Source organism: Nocardiopsis baichengensis YIM 90130 (assembly GCF_000341205.1).
Taxonomy (GTDB): Bacteria; Actinomycetota; Actinomycetes; order Streptosporangiales; family Streptosporangiaceae; genus Nocardiopsis_A; species Nocardiopsis_A halophila.
In genome coordinates this window covers 1-16,295 of record NZ_ANAS01000025.1, presented here as the reverse complement: position 1 = coordinate 16,295, position 16,295 = coordinate 1, and the positions used below count along the sequence as shown (strand labels likewise).

The window sequence follows — 16,295 nt, the reverse complement described above, 5'->3', positions numbered from 1 at the left end:
CCTGCGGCTTTCCGCTCGTCACCCTCGGAACTGTTGCCCTGATTCCGCATGCGGTCGGCCCTGTCGGCGAACCGAAACCATTCGCGAAATGTCACCCCGTATGCGCATGCTGCTACAACTGTGCCGCGAACGTGTGCGGAGTAGACGAAACCGATCGGGAGGTGCCGCCGGTGAAGTTCGAGAGGGTCGATCCTCCAGGCGAGACCGCCGACGCGGGGCCCCGTCCCGCTGTACCCGCCGGTGATGGGAATGCGGGGGAGGGTGCGTCCAGTACAGGCGCACCGGACCAGGCAGCGGCCCGCCCCGTGGGCGAGCGTATGGCCACGACCCTCGACGGGGTTCGTGCCTCGTTGAACCTGCTCGCGGCCCAGGCCGCCGAGCGGTGTGCGGCCGAGGCCGACCGCCTGGCCGATGCCGGCACGCCGGCCGCCTCCGAGGCGGTGTTCCGCCCCGACCGCTTCTCCGCCGCGAAGGGGGAGCGCCGGTGAGCCGATGGAACATCGACGTCTACGGCGTCTCGGTGGTCCTGACCAATCTCGGGGACAAGCTCGGTATCGAGGGCGGGGGGCTCTCTTCCACCATCGATTCGGCGGCCGACGGCATCGAGACGGCGTTGAACAACGCCAAGAGCCCGCCGGTGGAGGGCGCCCTGGGGGGCTTCTTCGACCACTTCTTCGATGAGACCGACGCCATGTTCGTCCGCAGCATGTCCTGCCTCCAGGGCGCCAGCGACGCCACCCTCGCCTACAACCAGGGCCAGGAGGAGATGGCGGCCCAGGCCCAAAAGGAGGCGGGCAGCGGCGAAAACCTCGACCTGTGACCTGCCCCACCCCCACGGAAGGCCTCTGGTGAGTTTCGAACCCACCCAGCCCCAGAGCGGCGTGGATCCGAACATGTACACGCTCATCGATCCCGACGCCATCCCCTACCCCCTGACCGATGTGGAGTCGCTGGCCTCCGCGGCCGAGACGCTTCGGACCAAGGGGCAGGACCTGCTCGACGGGGCCGAGGACCTGCGCTCGACCTGGAAGGGCTTGGACGCCCACTACGAGGCGCCGGAGAGCGAGAAGCTCTTCTCCAAGATGGATCCCGTGGCGACCCGGGGCGAGGACCTCCAAAGCGACCTGTCCACCGTCGCCGACGCGCTGGAGGAGCTGGCCGAAGCCGCCAAGACCGCGCGCCGGTCGCTCAACAACCTGCGGATCGACGCTCAGGGGCTGTGGAACCGCAACCACGACAAGGCGATCTGGTGGCTCACCAAGGACGAGCAGACCGACGAGTGGGCCCTGCTGGAGAACATCCGCATCAAGGACGCGGTCAACAGCGCCTGGTCCACCTTCAACCAGGCCGAGAACGACTGCGCCAACAAGATCTCGGCGCTCTTCGGCGGCCCCACCTATGTCTCGCCCGGTGAGGGCGGCGGAAAGGACGTACGCGTCTACGGGCTGGCCCCCGATGCCGGTGAGCGCGACCTGTCCCTGGACCACGCCCTGAGCTTCGAGGGCATCAACGGCAGGTTCAACGACTTCGCCGGGTGGGCGGGGAACAAGATCGACCCCTCCAACGTGGAGTGGGGCAACGACGCCGGGCAGGCGGTCTGGGACGTCGTGGTCACCGACACCCTGTGGGGTGCGGCGGTGGGGCTGACCACCAAGCTGGGGTACTGGGGCCCCAAGAGCGGGTGGCGGTTCGACCTCTCGGGGCGCTGGGAGAACTTCAAGGCGGCGTGGAAGGGCGCGGCGCTGGACACGGCGGCCCTGGTCGGTGTCCACGACGAGCACGGGTGGCTGTGGGAGCCCGGCGAGGGCGGCCGCGAGGGCTGGGGCGCCGGGTGGGACCGGTGGCTGGGCAATGTGGAGGCCAGCAAGGACGAACTGGTCGAGGGCTACACCGCCTGGTCCACACGCGAGGACGGCACGAGCTACTCCAACACCACCATGATCGCCAATGCGGCGATGTTCACGGGCGGGCTGCCTCTCAAGGCCGCCAAGCTCGTGCTCGGAGCGGGCGTGGACGCCCCGAACGGGAAACACTCCTCCGAGTCCCCCGATTCTGAGGAGGAAGGCGGCTCCGACAAGTCCGCCGCGCACGGGGGCCCGGGGACCAACGGGTGGCCCAGCAGCCCGCTGCCCCAGCGCCCTGGGGGCGGCGCCCCGACCACCGAACGCTTCGAACACTCGCTCAAGACGGTACGGGAGTCGCTGCTGGACCCCAACCGGCTCCGCCCTGCCCCTTCGGGGCGGCCGGACCGGCCCAATCCCGCTCCCACTCCCGACTCCGGGAGTGACAGCCCCTCCCAGCAGCCGGGCACGCCGCAGCGCGGTGGCACCCCAAATGATCAAGAGGGCCGTACTCCACCCGCTCGCCCAGGCGACAAGGGCGCCCAAGAACGCCCGGAAAAGGAAGAAAAGGAAGACGCCGGCCTACCGGGACGAGCCGGTGAGAAGCCCGGTGCCCCCGCACCTCCCGGGCGCCCGGCGAGTGAGTCCCCGCGCGTCCGCGAGAACGGCCAGGACGACGGCCCGGTTCAGCACCGAGACGACGACCAGGAAGAGGCCGGCAAGCCCGGTGAGGAGCCGAAGAGACCCGACCCCGCCGCCGCAGGCGGTGCGGGAGGCGATGCCGACGATCCCCCGAAGGACCGCACGACCACCGGAGGCGGCGACGACGAAGGAGCGGACGATCGCTCAGATCCCGAAAGTGCGCAACACTATGTGCCTCCTGCAATCGGAACTCCTGAATTTGAAGCGCGATTTGACGAGCTCAAAATCGACCCGGCGAAGGGCGGCGCTCCCACAAAACCGAGTGCCGCGTACAAGGCAAGGGTTGAAGTTGAGGTCGGAATCTCTGCTGAACGCCAAGGGATTGTAGAGCCCCCGGTTCGACGTCCTACGAGTGCGGATCTCGGAGGCAAGGACGATGTCGGAGACTTCATCGACGCGAACGGGCAGCGGTGGGATGTGAAATCACCTACCGAATACTTCCCGCCGACGGCGGGCAAGAAAGCCGATCAGTTCATGCCGCCCGGCCTCCCCGGTCGGCATACAATGAGCGATCTGGTTGTGAAAATTGACGACGAAATCAGCAAGAGAGAGAATGTGCTCCTTGATTTGCGGCGATTGACCCCGGAATCCAGACAGGAAGTGATAGAGTACATCGCCACCAGGCAGGACTGGGCGAGCCATGTCTATGTGGTCGATGTCTGATACGGAGGAAGTATGAGGAGTGTTCCAGGGGCCTGGCCGTCTGACCCTGAGTCGTGCCAGGCATTGGAAGAGTATATCGAATGGCTCGATTCATCTGGAGAAGCCGGAGCAGAATTGGTCGGTGACGTCGATCTCAGGGGGGCCGGGGTCCGCGGGATCGATTTCACAGATCTATGGCTGCTCGGCGCCAATATGGCTGGAATCGACGCTACGAAAGCCGACTTCTCGCGAGCCAATTTGAGCGGCGCAATACTGGAAAACGGAATATTTGCCGGGGCATCGTTTGTGCGGACTGAATTCACGCAGGCAAGAGGTGCTGGCGCGGTGTTTCGCGACGCAACGTTCTCTGCCGTGCAGGTGGTGTCGTCGGATTTCCGCGGGGCTGATTTTTCGCGTGTAAGCTTCAAGGAAGCTGGTCTGCTTAAAACTGATGCAACTGGTGCAGATTTCTCTGGTTCATGGTTCGGCGGTGAAGACGTGTGCGCGAGATTCAACAGACTGGTTATTGATGGTTGTACGTTCCGTGGCGCGAGCGGTGTCATCCGCGGAACGGCGCGCGTTCAGCGAGGCGGCTATGAGCATATCCTGTCCGCTGAATCCCTCGAAGAATTCATTAATGCGCGCGGTGCCGATGTTCGTGTAATTAAATAGGGTGGGGGTTGAAATTCGCGAGATTGTGGCAAGTCGGGCTCTTTGTCGAACCGACCGGATCGACTGTGTCGGACGGGAACTGTTGGAGGCCTACGCTAGGCACGGCTGATTCATTCTCGGGGGGCGAGCGTTATTGCTGGTCATCGGAGCGCGATCAGGTCGAGCGGGCGCTTGAAGCACTCGTGGGACACCCAGCGCAGCGCGTCGGGGACCGTGGTCCGGCCGAGTGCGCGCAGGAGGAGGGCGGCCAGGCTGCGCAGCGCGGCCAGGTTCGCCGGCGCGTGCCCGGTGCGGACCTTGCAGGCGTCCTCGCCGAAGGTGGCGTCTCTGACGTGGTGCAGTGCCTCGATCCCCCAGTGCCCGCGGACCAGGGAGGCGATCTCGGCGGCCCCGGCACGCTCGGCCGTAAGGCTGGCCACGACATACGCGCAGGTCCATGAGCTCTTCTTCGTGCGCAGATCGGTGATGTGGCGGCGGATGCGCACCGCCTGGACCGCGTGCGGGAAGCAGAGCCCGTCCAGGCTGAGCGCCTTGGCGGTCCGCGTCTCGCTCCGGCTGTGGGCGCGGTGCCGCGGGGTGGCGCCTGTGGGCGCCTGCCCCCACGGGAGGCGTTTGACCTGGTCGAAAAGGGCGGGCTGGTTGGCTTTGACGGTCAGGATGTAGTCCGCGCCGAACTGCTCGGCGATCAGGCGGGAACTGGCGGGCTGGGTGTGCAGCGCGTCGGCCGTCACCACGGCCCCGGCGATGTCCAGCGGGCCCAGCAGGTCTTGGAGGGCGGCGATCTCGCTGCTCTTGGCCGGGACGGTCAGCTGCGCGGCGATGCGGCCGCCCGGGGCCATGGCGGCCATCACGTGGACGGCGGCCTGCTCGGCTGTGGCGGTGCCGCGCAGGGTCTTGCCGTCCACGGCCAGGACCCCGATCTCCTCCGGGCGGGCCAGGGCGGCCAGGGCCGCCGGGGCGCACATGGTGAGCGCGCGGCGGATGGTCGAAGGACTCGGAGCGGAGCGTATTCCCAGTTCAGCGCTGGTTAGCCGGGCATCGAGGCGGGCCAGGGCGTGCTGCGGGGCGGCCTGGGCCCACGGGCCGATCGCGCGCAGCGAGCGGGCTCCGGACGGGATGGCGCACAGCGCGACGGCCAGGATGCATCCGATGGAGTGGCGGCGGCCCCGCGTGTGGCGGGGATCGCCGATGGCGGCCAGCCGGGCGGGAAGGTCGACGATCAGCGGGGCGTGCATGGCAGACTGGGGGCGCAACGGAGTCCTCGCGGAGTCGGAGATGTGGAAGTCCCTGTTCTCCTACCGGGGCTCCGTTGTCGTATGTCGGAGGTTCCCGTCTCCCGTCATCAGCTTGTGGCCTGCGTAGACCCTCCCCAGCCGGGACTTTGAATCAGCCGTGGGTAACGGGGGTTCCGACAGTGGGGCCCTGGGCGGGCGGTGCGCGCCCGACATAGGACGACCTTCCAGAAAAGCATTACTCGTTGATTTTTCTAATACTCAAGGCCTGTTGGTATGCGCACACCAAAACATCGATATATTTCCACTCCTGTTCCAGGAGGGGTGTAAGTATATGTCGGTCTTGTTAGTTTGTCCGGCGGAGCAGGAAGGCGTCCTCGTTCGTATAGTCCAAGAATTCTTCAAGGGGGGAGGTAACTATAAATCCGCTCTCGAGGGCATGGCTTTCGCTAGTGAGCCAGTTCAGTGTTGACCTGATAGTTTCGGCATAAGTTCCGACGGGGGCGTAGCCCAAACGCATAGCAGCCGACATGTCAAGGATGATAGGAGTCGCAGTGTCCCAAGGTGTCTTTCCGAGTGGTGAAGTCTCGTCTACAAAATATAGGTCCCACTCGTGCTTGAAGTGAGCGCTGATCGTTCGAGCAATCTCTATAACACTTGGGGCGTCAGGGTCTGCACTGTTGAGGATTCTGCGACCAGGAAACTGGGCAACCCGCTGGACCAGAGCTGCGAGATTAACTGCTGCGGTCGTGTGGCCAATGGATTCACCTCGCCTGCGAAGGAAAAGTGGTTTACGTTTATCCAACACTCGTTTCACAAACATCCATTCCCGTGGTGGTGAGGCGCCAACCCCGTGCACCTTGGAGGCGCGCAGCACAGTGACAGGATGTCCACTGTCAAGGAGGACATGTTCGGCAGCGATTTTGTTTGGTCCGTATCCTTCAGCTGTATCATAATCGCCGTTCCTTGGGGCAAGGGTCGGATTCTGCTCTGTGATGGGAGTGGTGAACAACGGCTTTGTCGGGGAGTTCACGTGGTTTCCTGCATCGTCGACATAAACGGCTTTGCTGGAAACCATGACAGTGGACCCTACATCGGCCAGGAAGGGCAAGAGGCGATTTGCATCCGTAGCTGTGTAGCAGACACAGTCGACGAGAAGGTCAGCTCCTCTTGTTAGTGCGCGCCTAAGACCTTCCAAATTCCTGGCGTCAGCAACCTTGAGTACTGCTCCACTTCGGACAAGGTCGGGGGGTAGGCTGTTTGGGGTTCGTGCTACGACGACGACGTTCCAGCCTGAACGCAGAAGGCAATGGCTCACAGCTTGACCAATAGGGCCTGTGCCGCCAAGGACGATTGATGTTGGCATCCTAACATTATAGAACGACACACCGCGGGCGTCCAAGGAGGTGATTCCGGCGTTTTCTATGTGAGTCGCCCGTGCTTGAAATGGGTGAGGACGAGAGCGGCCTTCGCTATGTTGCTGATACTGCTCGGGCTGGCGTGGATGTGCTGGAGCAGGCGCCAGCGCTGTGTGAGCAGCGCGAACCCGCGTTCTCCCAGGCAGCGCAGTGAGGTGATCTCAGCGAGTTTGTTTTTCGAGTTTGTGTAGGACGAGGGCGGCCTTTACGAGATCGCCGATCCTGGAGGGGCTCTTGGTGGTGCGGCGCGGCAGGCGCCACCGCCCGACGAGCAGGGCGAACGCGCGCTCGCCGACGGGGCGCAGGCCGCGTAGCAGCAGGTTGGCGGCCTGTTGTCGGCGCTGAAGCGCTCAGGGGCCACGTCCTTGGGGCGTTTGACGGGCACGTGCACACCGGCGCCGGCCCCTTCATATCCCAGGTCGGCGAAAGCGGTCAGCCCCTGTTTCGCGGCCTGGCGCAGGAGGGGAAGGACGTGCAGGCGGGCGGCGGTGATGTCGGAGACCGGTCCGGGGTCGGCCGGGGAGGTCCACAGCGGTTCGCCTCCGTCGTCGGCCAGGAGCTGCACGTTGCCTCCGTGGTGTCCAGATCGCGTGCCACGTCCGCGACGCTGCGCCCGGCCTGGACCAGGTCCAAGACCTTGCGACGGAACTCGGTCGGGCACCCACGACGCCCCACGATGCCTCCTTGAGGTCACGTGGTCCCAGAATCCAGAAATCCGACTCCGAAGAACGCAGGACACACCAGGGGCGGGCGTGCCGTCCGGTGGCCGTTTCCGGGGCGGGTGGTGCCGCCTGGCGTCATGGGGTGGGGGACTGGGTGCTGCGGGCGGGATCCGCGCACGGGGTGCAGTGACTATGTCGATGAGAAGTAGCAGCACTTATCGATGAGTTCTGGAGGCGCTCAAGACCCTCTGCGGCGTGGTCGTGTTGATGAGTTCCGACAACGCCAGCGCCTTCCTCGTCGCCGAGTGTGGCCGCCGCTCGCCGCACCTCAAGGTCGTTCGTCCTCGCTTCGCTGCGGGCGCTCCACCTTGACCCGCGGCTTCGCAGGCGGCGGTGGGGGCGACTATCGAGGAAGGGCAAGGTGCGCCCCGTCGCACGCAGTGCTGCCAGGAGTCATCGACACGACCCTGCGACGGATGGAGGCGCTGCCGAAACTCATCGACAAACGCTGTCCGCTCTCACGAACAAACCCAGACATCTTTGCTGAGTCTTTGTCCTGCTGGGCAGGGATGTGGTGAGGTTGGCCATATGAGGACAGATGGCAGCGACCGGTGAACGATGGGGCGTACTGTGCGTCTTTGGAAGCGCGTGCCTGAAGGATCAGGGCCGCTACGAACCTCACGGCCCATCCTTCCTCTCAGCCGGGCCGGCGCCAGCCCCCTCACGCGAGCAGGCGGACGTTCGCGTATGGAACTGTTCCGGGAGCCGATCGCACACCCAGTAGACCTAGATGAAGCTCTCACCGAGGCCCGTGGATCGCTCGCGCAAGGCGCCGTAGATGTCCAGGGGCCGTCAGCCTCGATCCGGGCGGGGGTGCCGACCGTGTCATGGCGGGCCGCGGGCCCACCCCTGGCTGAGCCGGCTGGTCTTATCGTCGGCCGCCGCGCCCACGGGCTACCACCGCTCCGGGACCACCGTGCCGTCCGCAAGGACGTGCTTGACGTCATCCCTTCCCGGGGAGGTGCCGTGAGGATCGTCGTGAGCGGCGGGCGCGGGCGCTTCAGGTGGTCAGTGCGCGCAGCAGGAACTCACCCCGCGTCAGCACACTCAGCCCCGCGATCTGCCCCAACAGGATGAACAGGTTCGCCGCCAGCGGCGGCAGCACACCACGCACCGGTGTGCTGAACCCGGCAGCAGCGCTCAGCAGCCCGACCGGTACCAGCGCCATCGCCCAGTGCGGCATGTACCACGCGCCCTCGTACACGCCGTAGGTGGCCAGGGACCAGATGTGCATCAACGCGGCGCCGATAGCGCACGCCCAGGACACGACGATGCCGGTGACGACCAGCCGCCGCTTCCATGCGGGAAACCGCCGTTCGACTAGCAGGGGAGTGGGGGATGCCATGGGGGTGAGGCTACCGGGCCGGGTCCCCCGCCATCTGGCCCACCCACAGCCGCGCCGCGGGAACGCAGTTTCGGTCCGGGCAGCGTGCGGCCGGGGCGGTGGTTTTAGAAGTTTTGTGCAACCGGCAGGCCCGGGTTTGCGCACTTTCGGCGTACTTCGATGCTGTCGACCCTCGGAGGTCGCCTGCTGCTGCCTCCCACGGGCGAGGCCCTCGTTCCTGAGAACCTCGACCAGGGGTATTTTCTAGGAGGCGACTTTTGGATCCGCCAGGAAGTGGATAAGGAGTGGCGTGTCGGGGGATTCTTCTTGATTTCTCTGGTTGGGAACGAGATTCATCGTTTGTAAAATCGCGTCACCCGCCCAACCGATCAAGCCCTAAAATGGTTACAGTGGAGAAGTCGTACACATCGGCGGGTCCGCATCGCCTTGCTTCGGGTGCGGACTTCACGGCCTATCGTCGCTGTATTAGGGCCTAACAGGCCAGATGGCCCTCCTGGAAGTTCGCGGAGATCAAGATTGTCGTGGCTGCCGCGACCGAATTGGGGTTAATTGCGCAAATGCTTTCTGGCGGTCGAAAGTAGTCGCTCTGCGCTCATTGGGGGGCGTTAGAACGGCGTTCGTCCCTTTCCCCACATCCGCGCCCAGTCACAACGCGCTCCGGTGACATCCGGCCCTCCCAGCTCCACGTTGGTGAACGGTTCCGCCAGGTAGCGCACCTCGTCGTACTCCGAGCCCCGCGGGTCCACCCGCACCAGGGCGAGGCGGTAGCGGGGCGCGGCGTTCTTGCCGGTCACCACCTCGTTGTGGGTGACGAAGAAGTCTTCTGCACCGGCGAGGCGGGCTTTGACCTCGATGCGGATCGGGTCGCCGTCGGCCACCTCGGACAGCACGTCGAAGCCGGGGTTGTTGAACGCCTGCTCGCTCGGCTCGCGTCCGAGGCGGCGCTCTGTGGCCAGCACCAGCTCCACGCCGCGCCGCTCGACCTCCTTGGTCTCCACGGTGTGCATCGGCGCCGAAGCCGGGATCTCCTCCTCCACCCAGTGCAGCGGTAGGACCAGCGCTGAGGTGGCGATTTCCGGGGGCTTGGTGGACATCTGCTCCTGGCGGTCCAGCTCGACGCGCCGCCGCTCCAGCCGGGCCTCCAAGTCCTCGGCCTTGCGGTCGAGGCTCTCCGACGACTCCTTGGGCTTCTTCCCGACGTCCTCCTTGGCACGGGCTTCCAGCGCCTCAGCGGCGAGCCGCTTCATCTCGTCGTTAAGCCTCTGCGTCGCCTTCTCCCGGGTGCGCTGGATCTCCACCGCCCGTCGGCGCCGGACCTCTTCCAGGTAGTCCGGGAGCCGGTGGGTGACGATCCAGCTCGCCGCCTTGGACTCCGCATCGCCCAGCCATGGCAGCGCGCGGGCGCGCCGGACCTCCTCGGTCTCGGGCGCGGCGATGCAGTCCAGGTACGGTGCGGGCCCGGCCGGGGTGACGGCGCCGGTCTCCTTCACGAAGGCGTAGCCGAACCGGCGGGCCACTCGGGCGCCGGTGGCGTCGGTGACCTCTTCGATTACCCCGACCAGCACCTTCGGCTCGTCCACTTGCGCGGACACCAGCACGGTTCCGCGGTTCAGGGCTCCGGAGAACCGTTCGATCGTCAGCTCGGTGACCGCGTCGTGCAGCGGGTGCCCGGGGGCGAGCAGGTTCGCCCGCGGGTGGCCGTCGGGTTCGATGTGCGCGAGGTCGAAGGTGACCCGGTCGTAGCGGGTCGCGATCGGCCCCCAACGTGTGATCTGGCGGACCGCGGCCGGGACGTGGCTGATCTCGAAGCGGCCCTTCTCCCGCTTGGGCATCCGCCCGCCGAGCCGTTGGAAGGCGTTGCGGAAGGCCCATTCGATGTAGTGCGGTTGCAGGCGGCGGGTGCGCGCCTCGTCCATCTGTCGACGCAGCTGTGCCAGGTCGGCCTCGTCCAGCGCGTCCTGCGTCAGAGCCCGCTCCTGCAATAGGTCCTTGAGGCCTTCGGCGACCCGCTCGTCGATGACCTCCTCCATCCGCGCCTGTACCTCCGGGCGCTCGCCCTCGCGGATGGCCTCGATGAGCAGCTTGCGCAGCGGCGTCTCCTCGAACGCGGCGCCGAGGACGTCGAAGACCTTGCCGCCGTAGGCGTTGCGCTGCTGTTCGACCTTCTCCAGCAGCCGTTCGAAGACCGCGCCCTCGCGGGTGTTGCTGGCGACCAGGTTCCACAGCCGGCACACCTCGCTCTGCCCGATCCGGTGGATCCGGCCGAACCGCTGCTCGATGCGGTTGGGGTTCCACGGCAGGTCGTAGTTCACCATCAGGTGCGCCACCTGCAGGTTGAGCCCTTCCCCCGCGGCGTCCGTGGCCAGCAGAACCTGGCAGTCGGAGTTGCGTGTGAACTCCTCGGTGATCCGCCGCCGGTCGGGGCGACGCACACCGCCGTGGATGGCCTGCACCGCGTTCGGTTTGCCCAGCAGCGCACCGATCCGGGTGCTCAGGTAGTTGAGCGTGTCGCGATGCTCGGTGAAGATGATCAGTTTGCGCGGCTTGTCTTCCGCTCTGCGCACCACGGCATTGTCTTCCAGGATGGTGCGCAGCTCCGCCCACTTGCGGTCGGTGCCGCTGTCCCGGACGCGCTGGGCCAGCCGGATCAGCTCCTCCAGGTGCCGGATTTCGGCGTCGAACTCTGCGATGGTCTGCGCGGCGGTCGCCGAGTCGAGAAGCTCCTCTTCCAGCTTCTCGATCTCCTCGGCGTTGTGCTCGTCGACATCGTCGAGCGCATCCGGGTCCACGGACGACTGACGATCTTCGTGGTGCCGGCCGGCGAGCAGGTCGTCCTTTCGGCGCTCCAGCCGCTCGGCCCGACGCCACAGGGACCGGAAGATCGCCTCCGGGCTGGAGGCCAGCCTGCGCTGCAGTACGGTCAGCGCGAAGCCGACGGTGTTGCGCCGCTTGCCGTCCAGCTTCTCGGCCCGGTTCATCCCCTCGCGCACGTAATCGGTGACCTGTTCGTACAGCTCGTTCTCTAGCTCGGTCAGCGCGTAGGGCACCGTCTGAGCGACCCGCTCAGGGAATAGCCGCTTGCCCTCGAAGGTGAGCAGGTCCTCTTTGACCATGCGGCGCATGACGCCTTTGGTGTCTTCGGCGCGCACGCCTTGTTTGGAGCTCCCGGCGAAGCGGTCCCGGTCCAGCAGGGTCAGGAAGTGCCGGAAGTCCTCCTCTTTTCCGGAGTGTGGGGTGGCGGTCATCAGCAGCAGGTGGCGGGTGCGTTCCCCGAGCAGCTCGCCGAGCTGGAACCGCTTGGTCTTGTCCAGCTTGCCGCCGAAGTGGCGTGCCCCCATTCGGTGGGCCTCATCGACGATGACCAGATCCCACTCTGAGTCCCGGAGCCGGTCCAGCAGCTCGTCGTTGCGGGCGAGCTGGTCCATGCGGGCGATGAGCAGCGGATAACGCTCGAACACCGAGGAGCCTACGGTGGCGTCTACCAGTTGCGCAGTGAGCAGCTCGAAGTGCAGGCCGAACTTGAAGTACAGCTCGTCCTGCCACTGTTCCACCAGGCCGCCGGGTACGACGACCAGACAGCGCTGCACGTCGCTGCGCAGCAGCAGCTCCTTGATGTAGAGCCCGGCCATGATCGTTTTGCCGGCGCCCGGGTCGTCGGCGAGCAGGAACCGCAGGGGCGTCCGCGGCAGGAGCTCGCCGTAGACAGCGCGGATCTGGTGCGGAAGCGGCTGCACGTCGCTCGTGGCCACCGCGAGCATCGGATCGAACAACCCCGCGAGGGAGATCCGCTTCGCCTCGGCGGCGAGCTTGAAGTCCGACGCGGGGGCGTCGAAGGCGCGGCCACCGCTGTGCGCTATCGAGAGCTCCGCCTCGCCCTTGCGGTAAACGAGTCGTTGCCCGAGGTCACCAGTGCTCGTCTTGTAGGTCAACTCCAGTGCGTCGGCCCCGTGCCACTGCACCCCGAGAAGAATGACCGCCTCGCCGGGGATGATCCCGTCGATCCGCAGCCCGCTCTGGAGTTCCTCAAGCCGCATCCTCGCCCTCCCGGCAATTGCCCACCAGCACTCGTCGGCCCGGCCTTCGGGTGCCGGACGTCGGTGCCCGCCGTTACCATTCCAACACCCTTACACGGATTGGACCCATGGCACGAAACGAACGACGGGAATCCCGCGCGATCGCCGACGAAGTCCGGGCATGGGCCCGCCAGGCCCGCTCCGTCCTCGACCGCCGCGCGAAGATCGACGCGGCCGCCGACCGTGCCATCGCGCAACTGCGCCGCGGGGTCGTCGAGGTGGACCGCGACGGAACGGTGGCGTGGCGAGTGCTCCCGCTGCGCCCCAAAGACAGCAGGCTCCTCGCCTCCATCGCCCGCCAGGCGCAGCTCCCCAGGTTCACCGAGGAGGAGAGCGCTACGCTCACCCGGCTGACCACCGAGGTCGCGACTGCGGCCCGGGACGTCCGTGCCGTCGTCGGTGTGCGCAGGTTTGTGAGCGGCGCCGCCAAGAAAGAGGCGGGACGCTTGGCGGCCGATTTCCTGGCCCGGTTCCGGTCATGGGGCGTCGCCTCCGGCGTGCCCGAGTGGCTGTCCCGGGTCGCTGAGCCCGAGGATTCCGACATCGGCGAGGTCCGCGTCGCCGACGCGCTGTCGGACCGGGTGGGCTTGTGGCCGCGCGTGGCCGACCTGGGGGCGTCCCCGGAGGTCATCGCCGTCGCCGAATCCGCCGAACTCGCCGAACTCCCGGGGGCGATCCAGACGCTCGACCACGCGGCTCGGGACGAGGCCCGCTTCCGGGCTGCCGCGGTCGCCGCCGGGAACGAGGTCCGCAGCAGCGAGGCCCGCAAGCTGGTCGCGGAAATGCCGGTCGAGAAGCTGAAGGAGGCGACCCGGGAACGGCTGCGCATCGGCCCGCTCACCGACGCGGGAATCACCACCGTCCTGGAGGTCCTCCAGCGGGGGGACCGCCTCCAAGACCTGCCGGGCATCGGCGCGACCACCGCCACACGGTTGCACGGCGCGGCGGAGACCTTGAGGCAGACGACCTACGACGAGATGCCCGCGCGCATCGACATCAAGAACCCGACCGCCCAGACGACCACGCTCCTGCGGCGGCTCGCCGCCTGGGACGCGGCGCGCAAGGCCCAGGGCGCATCGGCCGATCTCGCACGCGCCGAGGAACTCAAGCCGGTCGCCGGGGCCCTCGGCCGCGCGGTGAGTCATGTGGTCGTCTTCGAAATGCCGGGGCGTTCGGTGGCCGAGTTCCGCGAAACCGTCGATGCGGTGGTCCAGCGCGCCCGCCGACTCTCGGGCGGCTCCAGCGCAGCGGGGAGCGGCGACCCATGGGAGGACTTCCGGTCCCGGCCCGCTGAATACTTTGCCATGCTGTCCGAACTGGGGTTCCTTACCGAGGACGAAAAGAAGACCCATGGCGACCTCCCTGAGGAGATCGTTGAAGCGGTCCGCTCCCTCACCCTGGACACGCAGCACCTCAAGGTCTCGCTGCGTGGTTACCAGAGTTTCGGCGCGCGGTTCGCCCTGGTGCAGGAAAAGGTGATCATCGGCGACGAGATGGGGCTCGGCAAGACCATCGAGGCCCTCGCGGTGCTGGCCCATCTGCAGGCCAAAGGCGGGCGGCATTCCGTGGTGATCTGCCCCGCGAGCGTGGTCACCAACTGGGTGCGCGAGGTCGCCGCCAAGTCCTCCCTGCACGCTTGCCGCGTTCACGGCCCGGAGCGCAAGTCCGCGGCCCGCGACTGGAAGCGCAATGGCGGGGTCGCGGTGACCACCTTCGAGACCCTCGCGTGGTTTGAGGACCAGATCACGGCGGTGCGTGACCTCGCTTGTGTCGTGGTGGACGAAGCGCACTACATCAAGAACCCAGCCGCCCGTCGGACCGAGCGCGCGACAAGGGTCCTGGACTCCTGCGAGCGGGCCGTGCTGCTGACCGGAACACCGCTGGAGAACCGCACCGAGGAGTTCCGCAACCTCGTCGACTACCTGCGGCCCGACCTTGTGGTCGATGCCGGCGATCTCACCCCGCGGCGGTTCCGACAGCAGGTCGCTCCGGCCTACCTGCGCCGCAACCAGGAGGACGTGCTCACCGAGCTGCCGGAGCTGGTCGAGGTTGAAGAGTGGGTCCCGATGTCCGGCGACGATGCCGCTGCCTACCGCCAAGCGGTGGAGGACGGGAACTTCATGGCGATGCGCCAGGCGGCCATGTCCCAGGGCGCCAAGTCGGAGAAGATGCAGCGGCTCATCGACATCGTCGGGGAGGCCGAGGAGAACGAGTGGCGGGTGGTGGTGTTCTCCTACTTTCGCAGCGTGCTGGACGATGTCGCGTGCTCTTTGCCCGGGGAGGTATTCGGACCGCTCACCGGCTCGGTCTCCGCCGCCAAACGGCAGGCGATGGTGGACCAGTTCTCTCAGGCCGGGCACGGTGCCGTGCTCGTCGCCCAGATCCAAGCCGGCGGCGTCGGCCTGAACATCCAAGCGGCGTCCGTGGTCGTGATCTGCGAGCCGCAGCTCAAGCCGACCACGGAATGGCAGGCGATCGCCCGGGCCCACCGCATGGGCCAGCTCGAGTCCGTGCAGGCGCACCGCCTGCTCTCGGATGAGGGAGTGGACCAGCGGATCATCGAAATCCTCAGGCACAAGCGCGAGCTGTTCGAGGACTTCGCACGGATCAGCGAGGCCGCCGGGAGCGCTCCCGAGGCCTACGACATCTCCGAGGCCGACCTGGCCCGCGACGTGGTCGCCGCGGAACGCGAGCGCCTGTTCTCGCAGGGGCAGAAGGATTCGTGAGGGCCCGGAGTCGATGGGCGCACAGCCGTACCGCGGCCGAGTTCCGCGGGCCGCCCCGGCGTCGTCGAAGGCCCGATAGCCATAGGCCTCAGCCGAGGCAGCCCCGTCCACGAGTCCACCACGGTCCTCGTCGTCGCAGCGGCGGCCCCCGTGGCGCCGCTGCGACGACCAGTGGTGCCCGACGGCCACCTCCTCCTGGAGGCACACCGCGCCCACGCGTGGGCCCGCCGTGGACACCCCGGAGGTGGCCGTCGGCGGCTCGGTGAGGAGTTCCCGTTCGCTTCGCGCCTATGGGCACCCCGCATCGCTTGCCCCCTGGCCAGCCCTGCCACTCGGAGATGGCGTCGCGGGGCGGAGGAAGTGGCCGCGGTGGCTGAGTAGTTCCTGGCCTTATTGGCGGTATCGGCGCTGGTGATTATGACTCCGGGGCGGGGTACGGCGCTGAGCATCGGGGGAGCGCTGGCTGCCGGGAAGGCCTTCCGGCCCGCCGTCCCGAGCGATCCCTTCCGGCGTGTGCCGGAACAATCTCCCACTCACCCGTCCCCTCAGGTCCTCAAAGCAGACTGGGACCGGAGGTGGTCGCGATGTTGGGGTCCGGGTCGGTGTTCAAGCGGTGCGGGTGCCGGGTGGGCGGTACTTCGAGGAAGCTGGGGAGCACTTGTCCGCGGTTGCGCTCGCGCGGGCACGGGAGCTGGTACTTCTCGCTGGAATCGGATCAACCCGGTGGCCGGTCCCGGGTGCGGCGGGGCGGGTTCGCCTCCCGCGAGGCCGCCCGCGCGGCGCTGCACAGAGCCCGGGGCGACGCCCCGGGGACGGGCGGACCGTTGGTGTTGACGGTGGGCGCGTGGCTCCAGCACTGGCTGGACACGCGGACCTGAGCTGAACCGGGTTTTGTAGAGTCAGTTGTCCTTGTTTCAGGCCG

Annotated in this window: 10 protein-coding genes; 5 read left to right on the top strand and 5 right to left on the bottom strand. The window is 67.0% G+C overall.

From position 1 onward, the window contains the following. The first annotated feature begins 317 nt into the window (after positions 1-317). The 4 genes from C892_RS31865 to C892_RS30770 all read left to right on the top strand — a co-directional run bounded on the left by C892_RS31865 (position 318) and on the right by C892_RS30770 (position 3,857). Positions 318-488, top strand: coding sequence for a hypothetical protein (locus C892_RS31865; protein ID WP_017558625.1), 171 nt, complete (start codon positions 318-320; stop codon positions 486-488). Beyond that, positions 485-820 (top strand): DUF6507 family protein, encoded by a 336-nt coding sequence (locus C892_RS0120020; RefSeq protein ID WP_017558624.1) that lies wholly within the window; start codon positions 485-487, stop codon positions 818-820. Before C892_RS31865 ends, C892_RS0120020 begins: the two co-directional genes overlap by 4 nt. A gap of 28 nt (positions 821-848) precedes the next feature. Continuing rightward, on the top strand, positions 849-3,206 hold the full coding sequence (locus tag C892_RS0120015) for a hypothetical protein (protein WP_017558623.1): 2,358 nt from the start codon (positions 849-851) through the stop codon (positions 3,204-3,206). Between the two features lie 63 nt (positions 3,207-3,269). Continuing rightward, complete coding sequence (locus C892_RS30770; protein ID WP_161631994.1) at positions 3,270-3,857, top strand: pentapeptide repeat-containing protein; 588 nt, start codon at positions 3,270-3,272, stop codon at positions 3,855-3,857. Between the two features lie 140 nt (positions 3,858-3,997). Here C892_RS30770 and C892_RS0120010 read toward each other — a convergent pair whose 3' ends face one another. From C892_RS0120010 to C892_RS0119995, 5 genes are all read right to left on the bottom strand, one after another. Continuing rightward, complete coding sequence (locus C892_RS0120010; RefSeq protein WP_026124507.1) at positions 3,998-5,110, bottom strand: ISAs1 family transposase; 1,113 nt, start codon at positions 5,108-5,110, stop codon at positions 3,998-4,000. A gap of 325 nt (positions 5,111-5,435) precedes the next feature. Next, on the bottom strand, positions 5,436-6,455 hold the full coding sequence (locus tag C892_RS30765; protein ID WP_338040872.1) for an NAD-dependent epimerase/dehydratase family protein: 1,020 nt from the start codon (positions 6,453-6,455) through the stop codon (positions 5,436-5,438). 257 nt (positions 6,456-6,712) lie between these two features. Further along, the gene (locus C892_RS31625) at positions 6,713-7,168 is read right to left on the bottom strand and encodes a transposase family protein (RefSeq protein WP_338040871.1); all 456 of its coding nucleotides are present in this window, start codon (positions 7,166-7,168) and stop codon (positions 6,713-6,715) included. A gap of 1,061 nt (positions 7,169-8,229) precedes the next feature. Continuing rightward, positions 8,230-8,574 carry a hypothetical protein gene (locus tag C892_RS0120000; protein WP_083934430.1) on the bottom strand — a complete coding sequence of 115 codons (345 nt, stop codon included), beginning with the start codon at positions 8,572-8,574 and terminating at the stop codon, positions 8,230-8,232. A gap of 605 nt (positions 8,575-9,179) precedes the next feature. Beyond that, positions 9,180-12,608 (bottom strand): helicase-related protein, encoded by a 3,429-nt coding sequence (locus C892_RS0119995; protein WP_017558619.1) that lies wholly within the window; start codon positions 12,606-12,608, stop codon positions 9,180-9,182. A gap of 107 nt (positions 12,609-12,715) precedes the next feature. On the opposite strand from C892_RS0119995, the gene C892_RS0119990 reads away from it, so the two are divergent. Then, on the top strand, positions 12,716-15,373 hold the full coding sequence (locus C892_RS0119990; protein WP_017558618.1) for a DEAD/DEAH box helicase: 2,658 nt from the start codon (positions 12,716-12,718) through the stop codon (positions 15,371-15,373). The last annotated feature ends 922 nt before the right edge of the window (positions 15,374-16,295 follow it).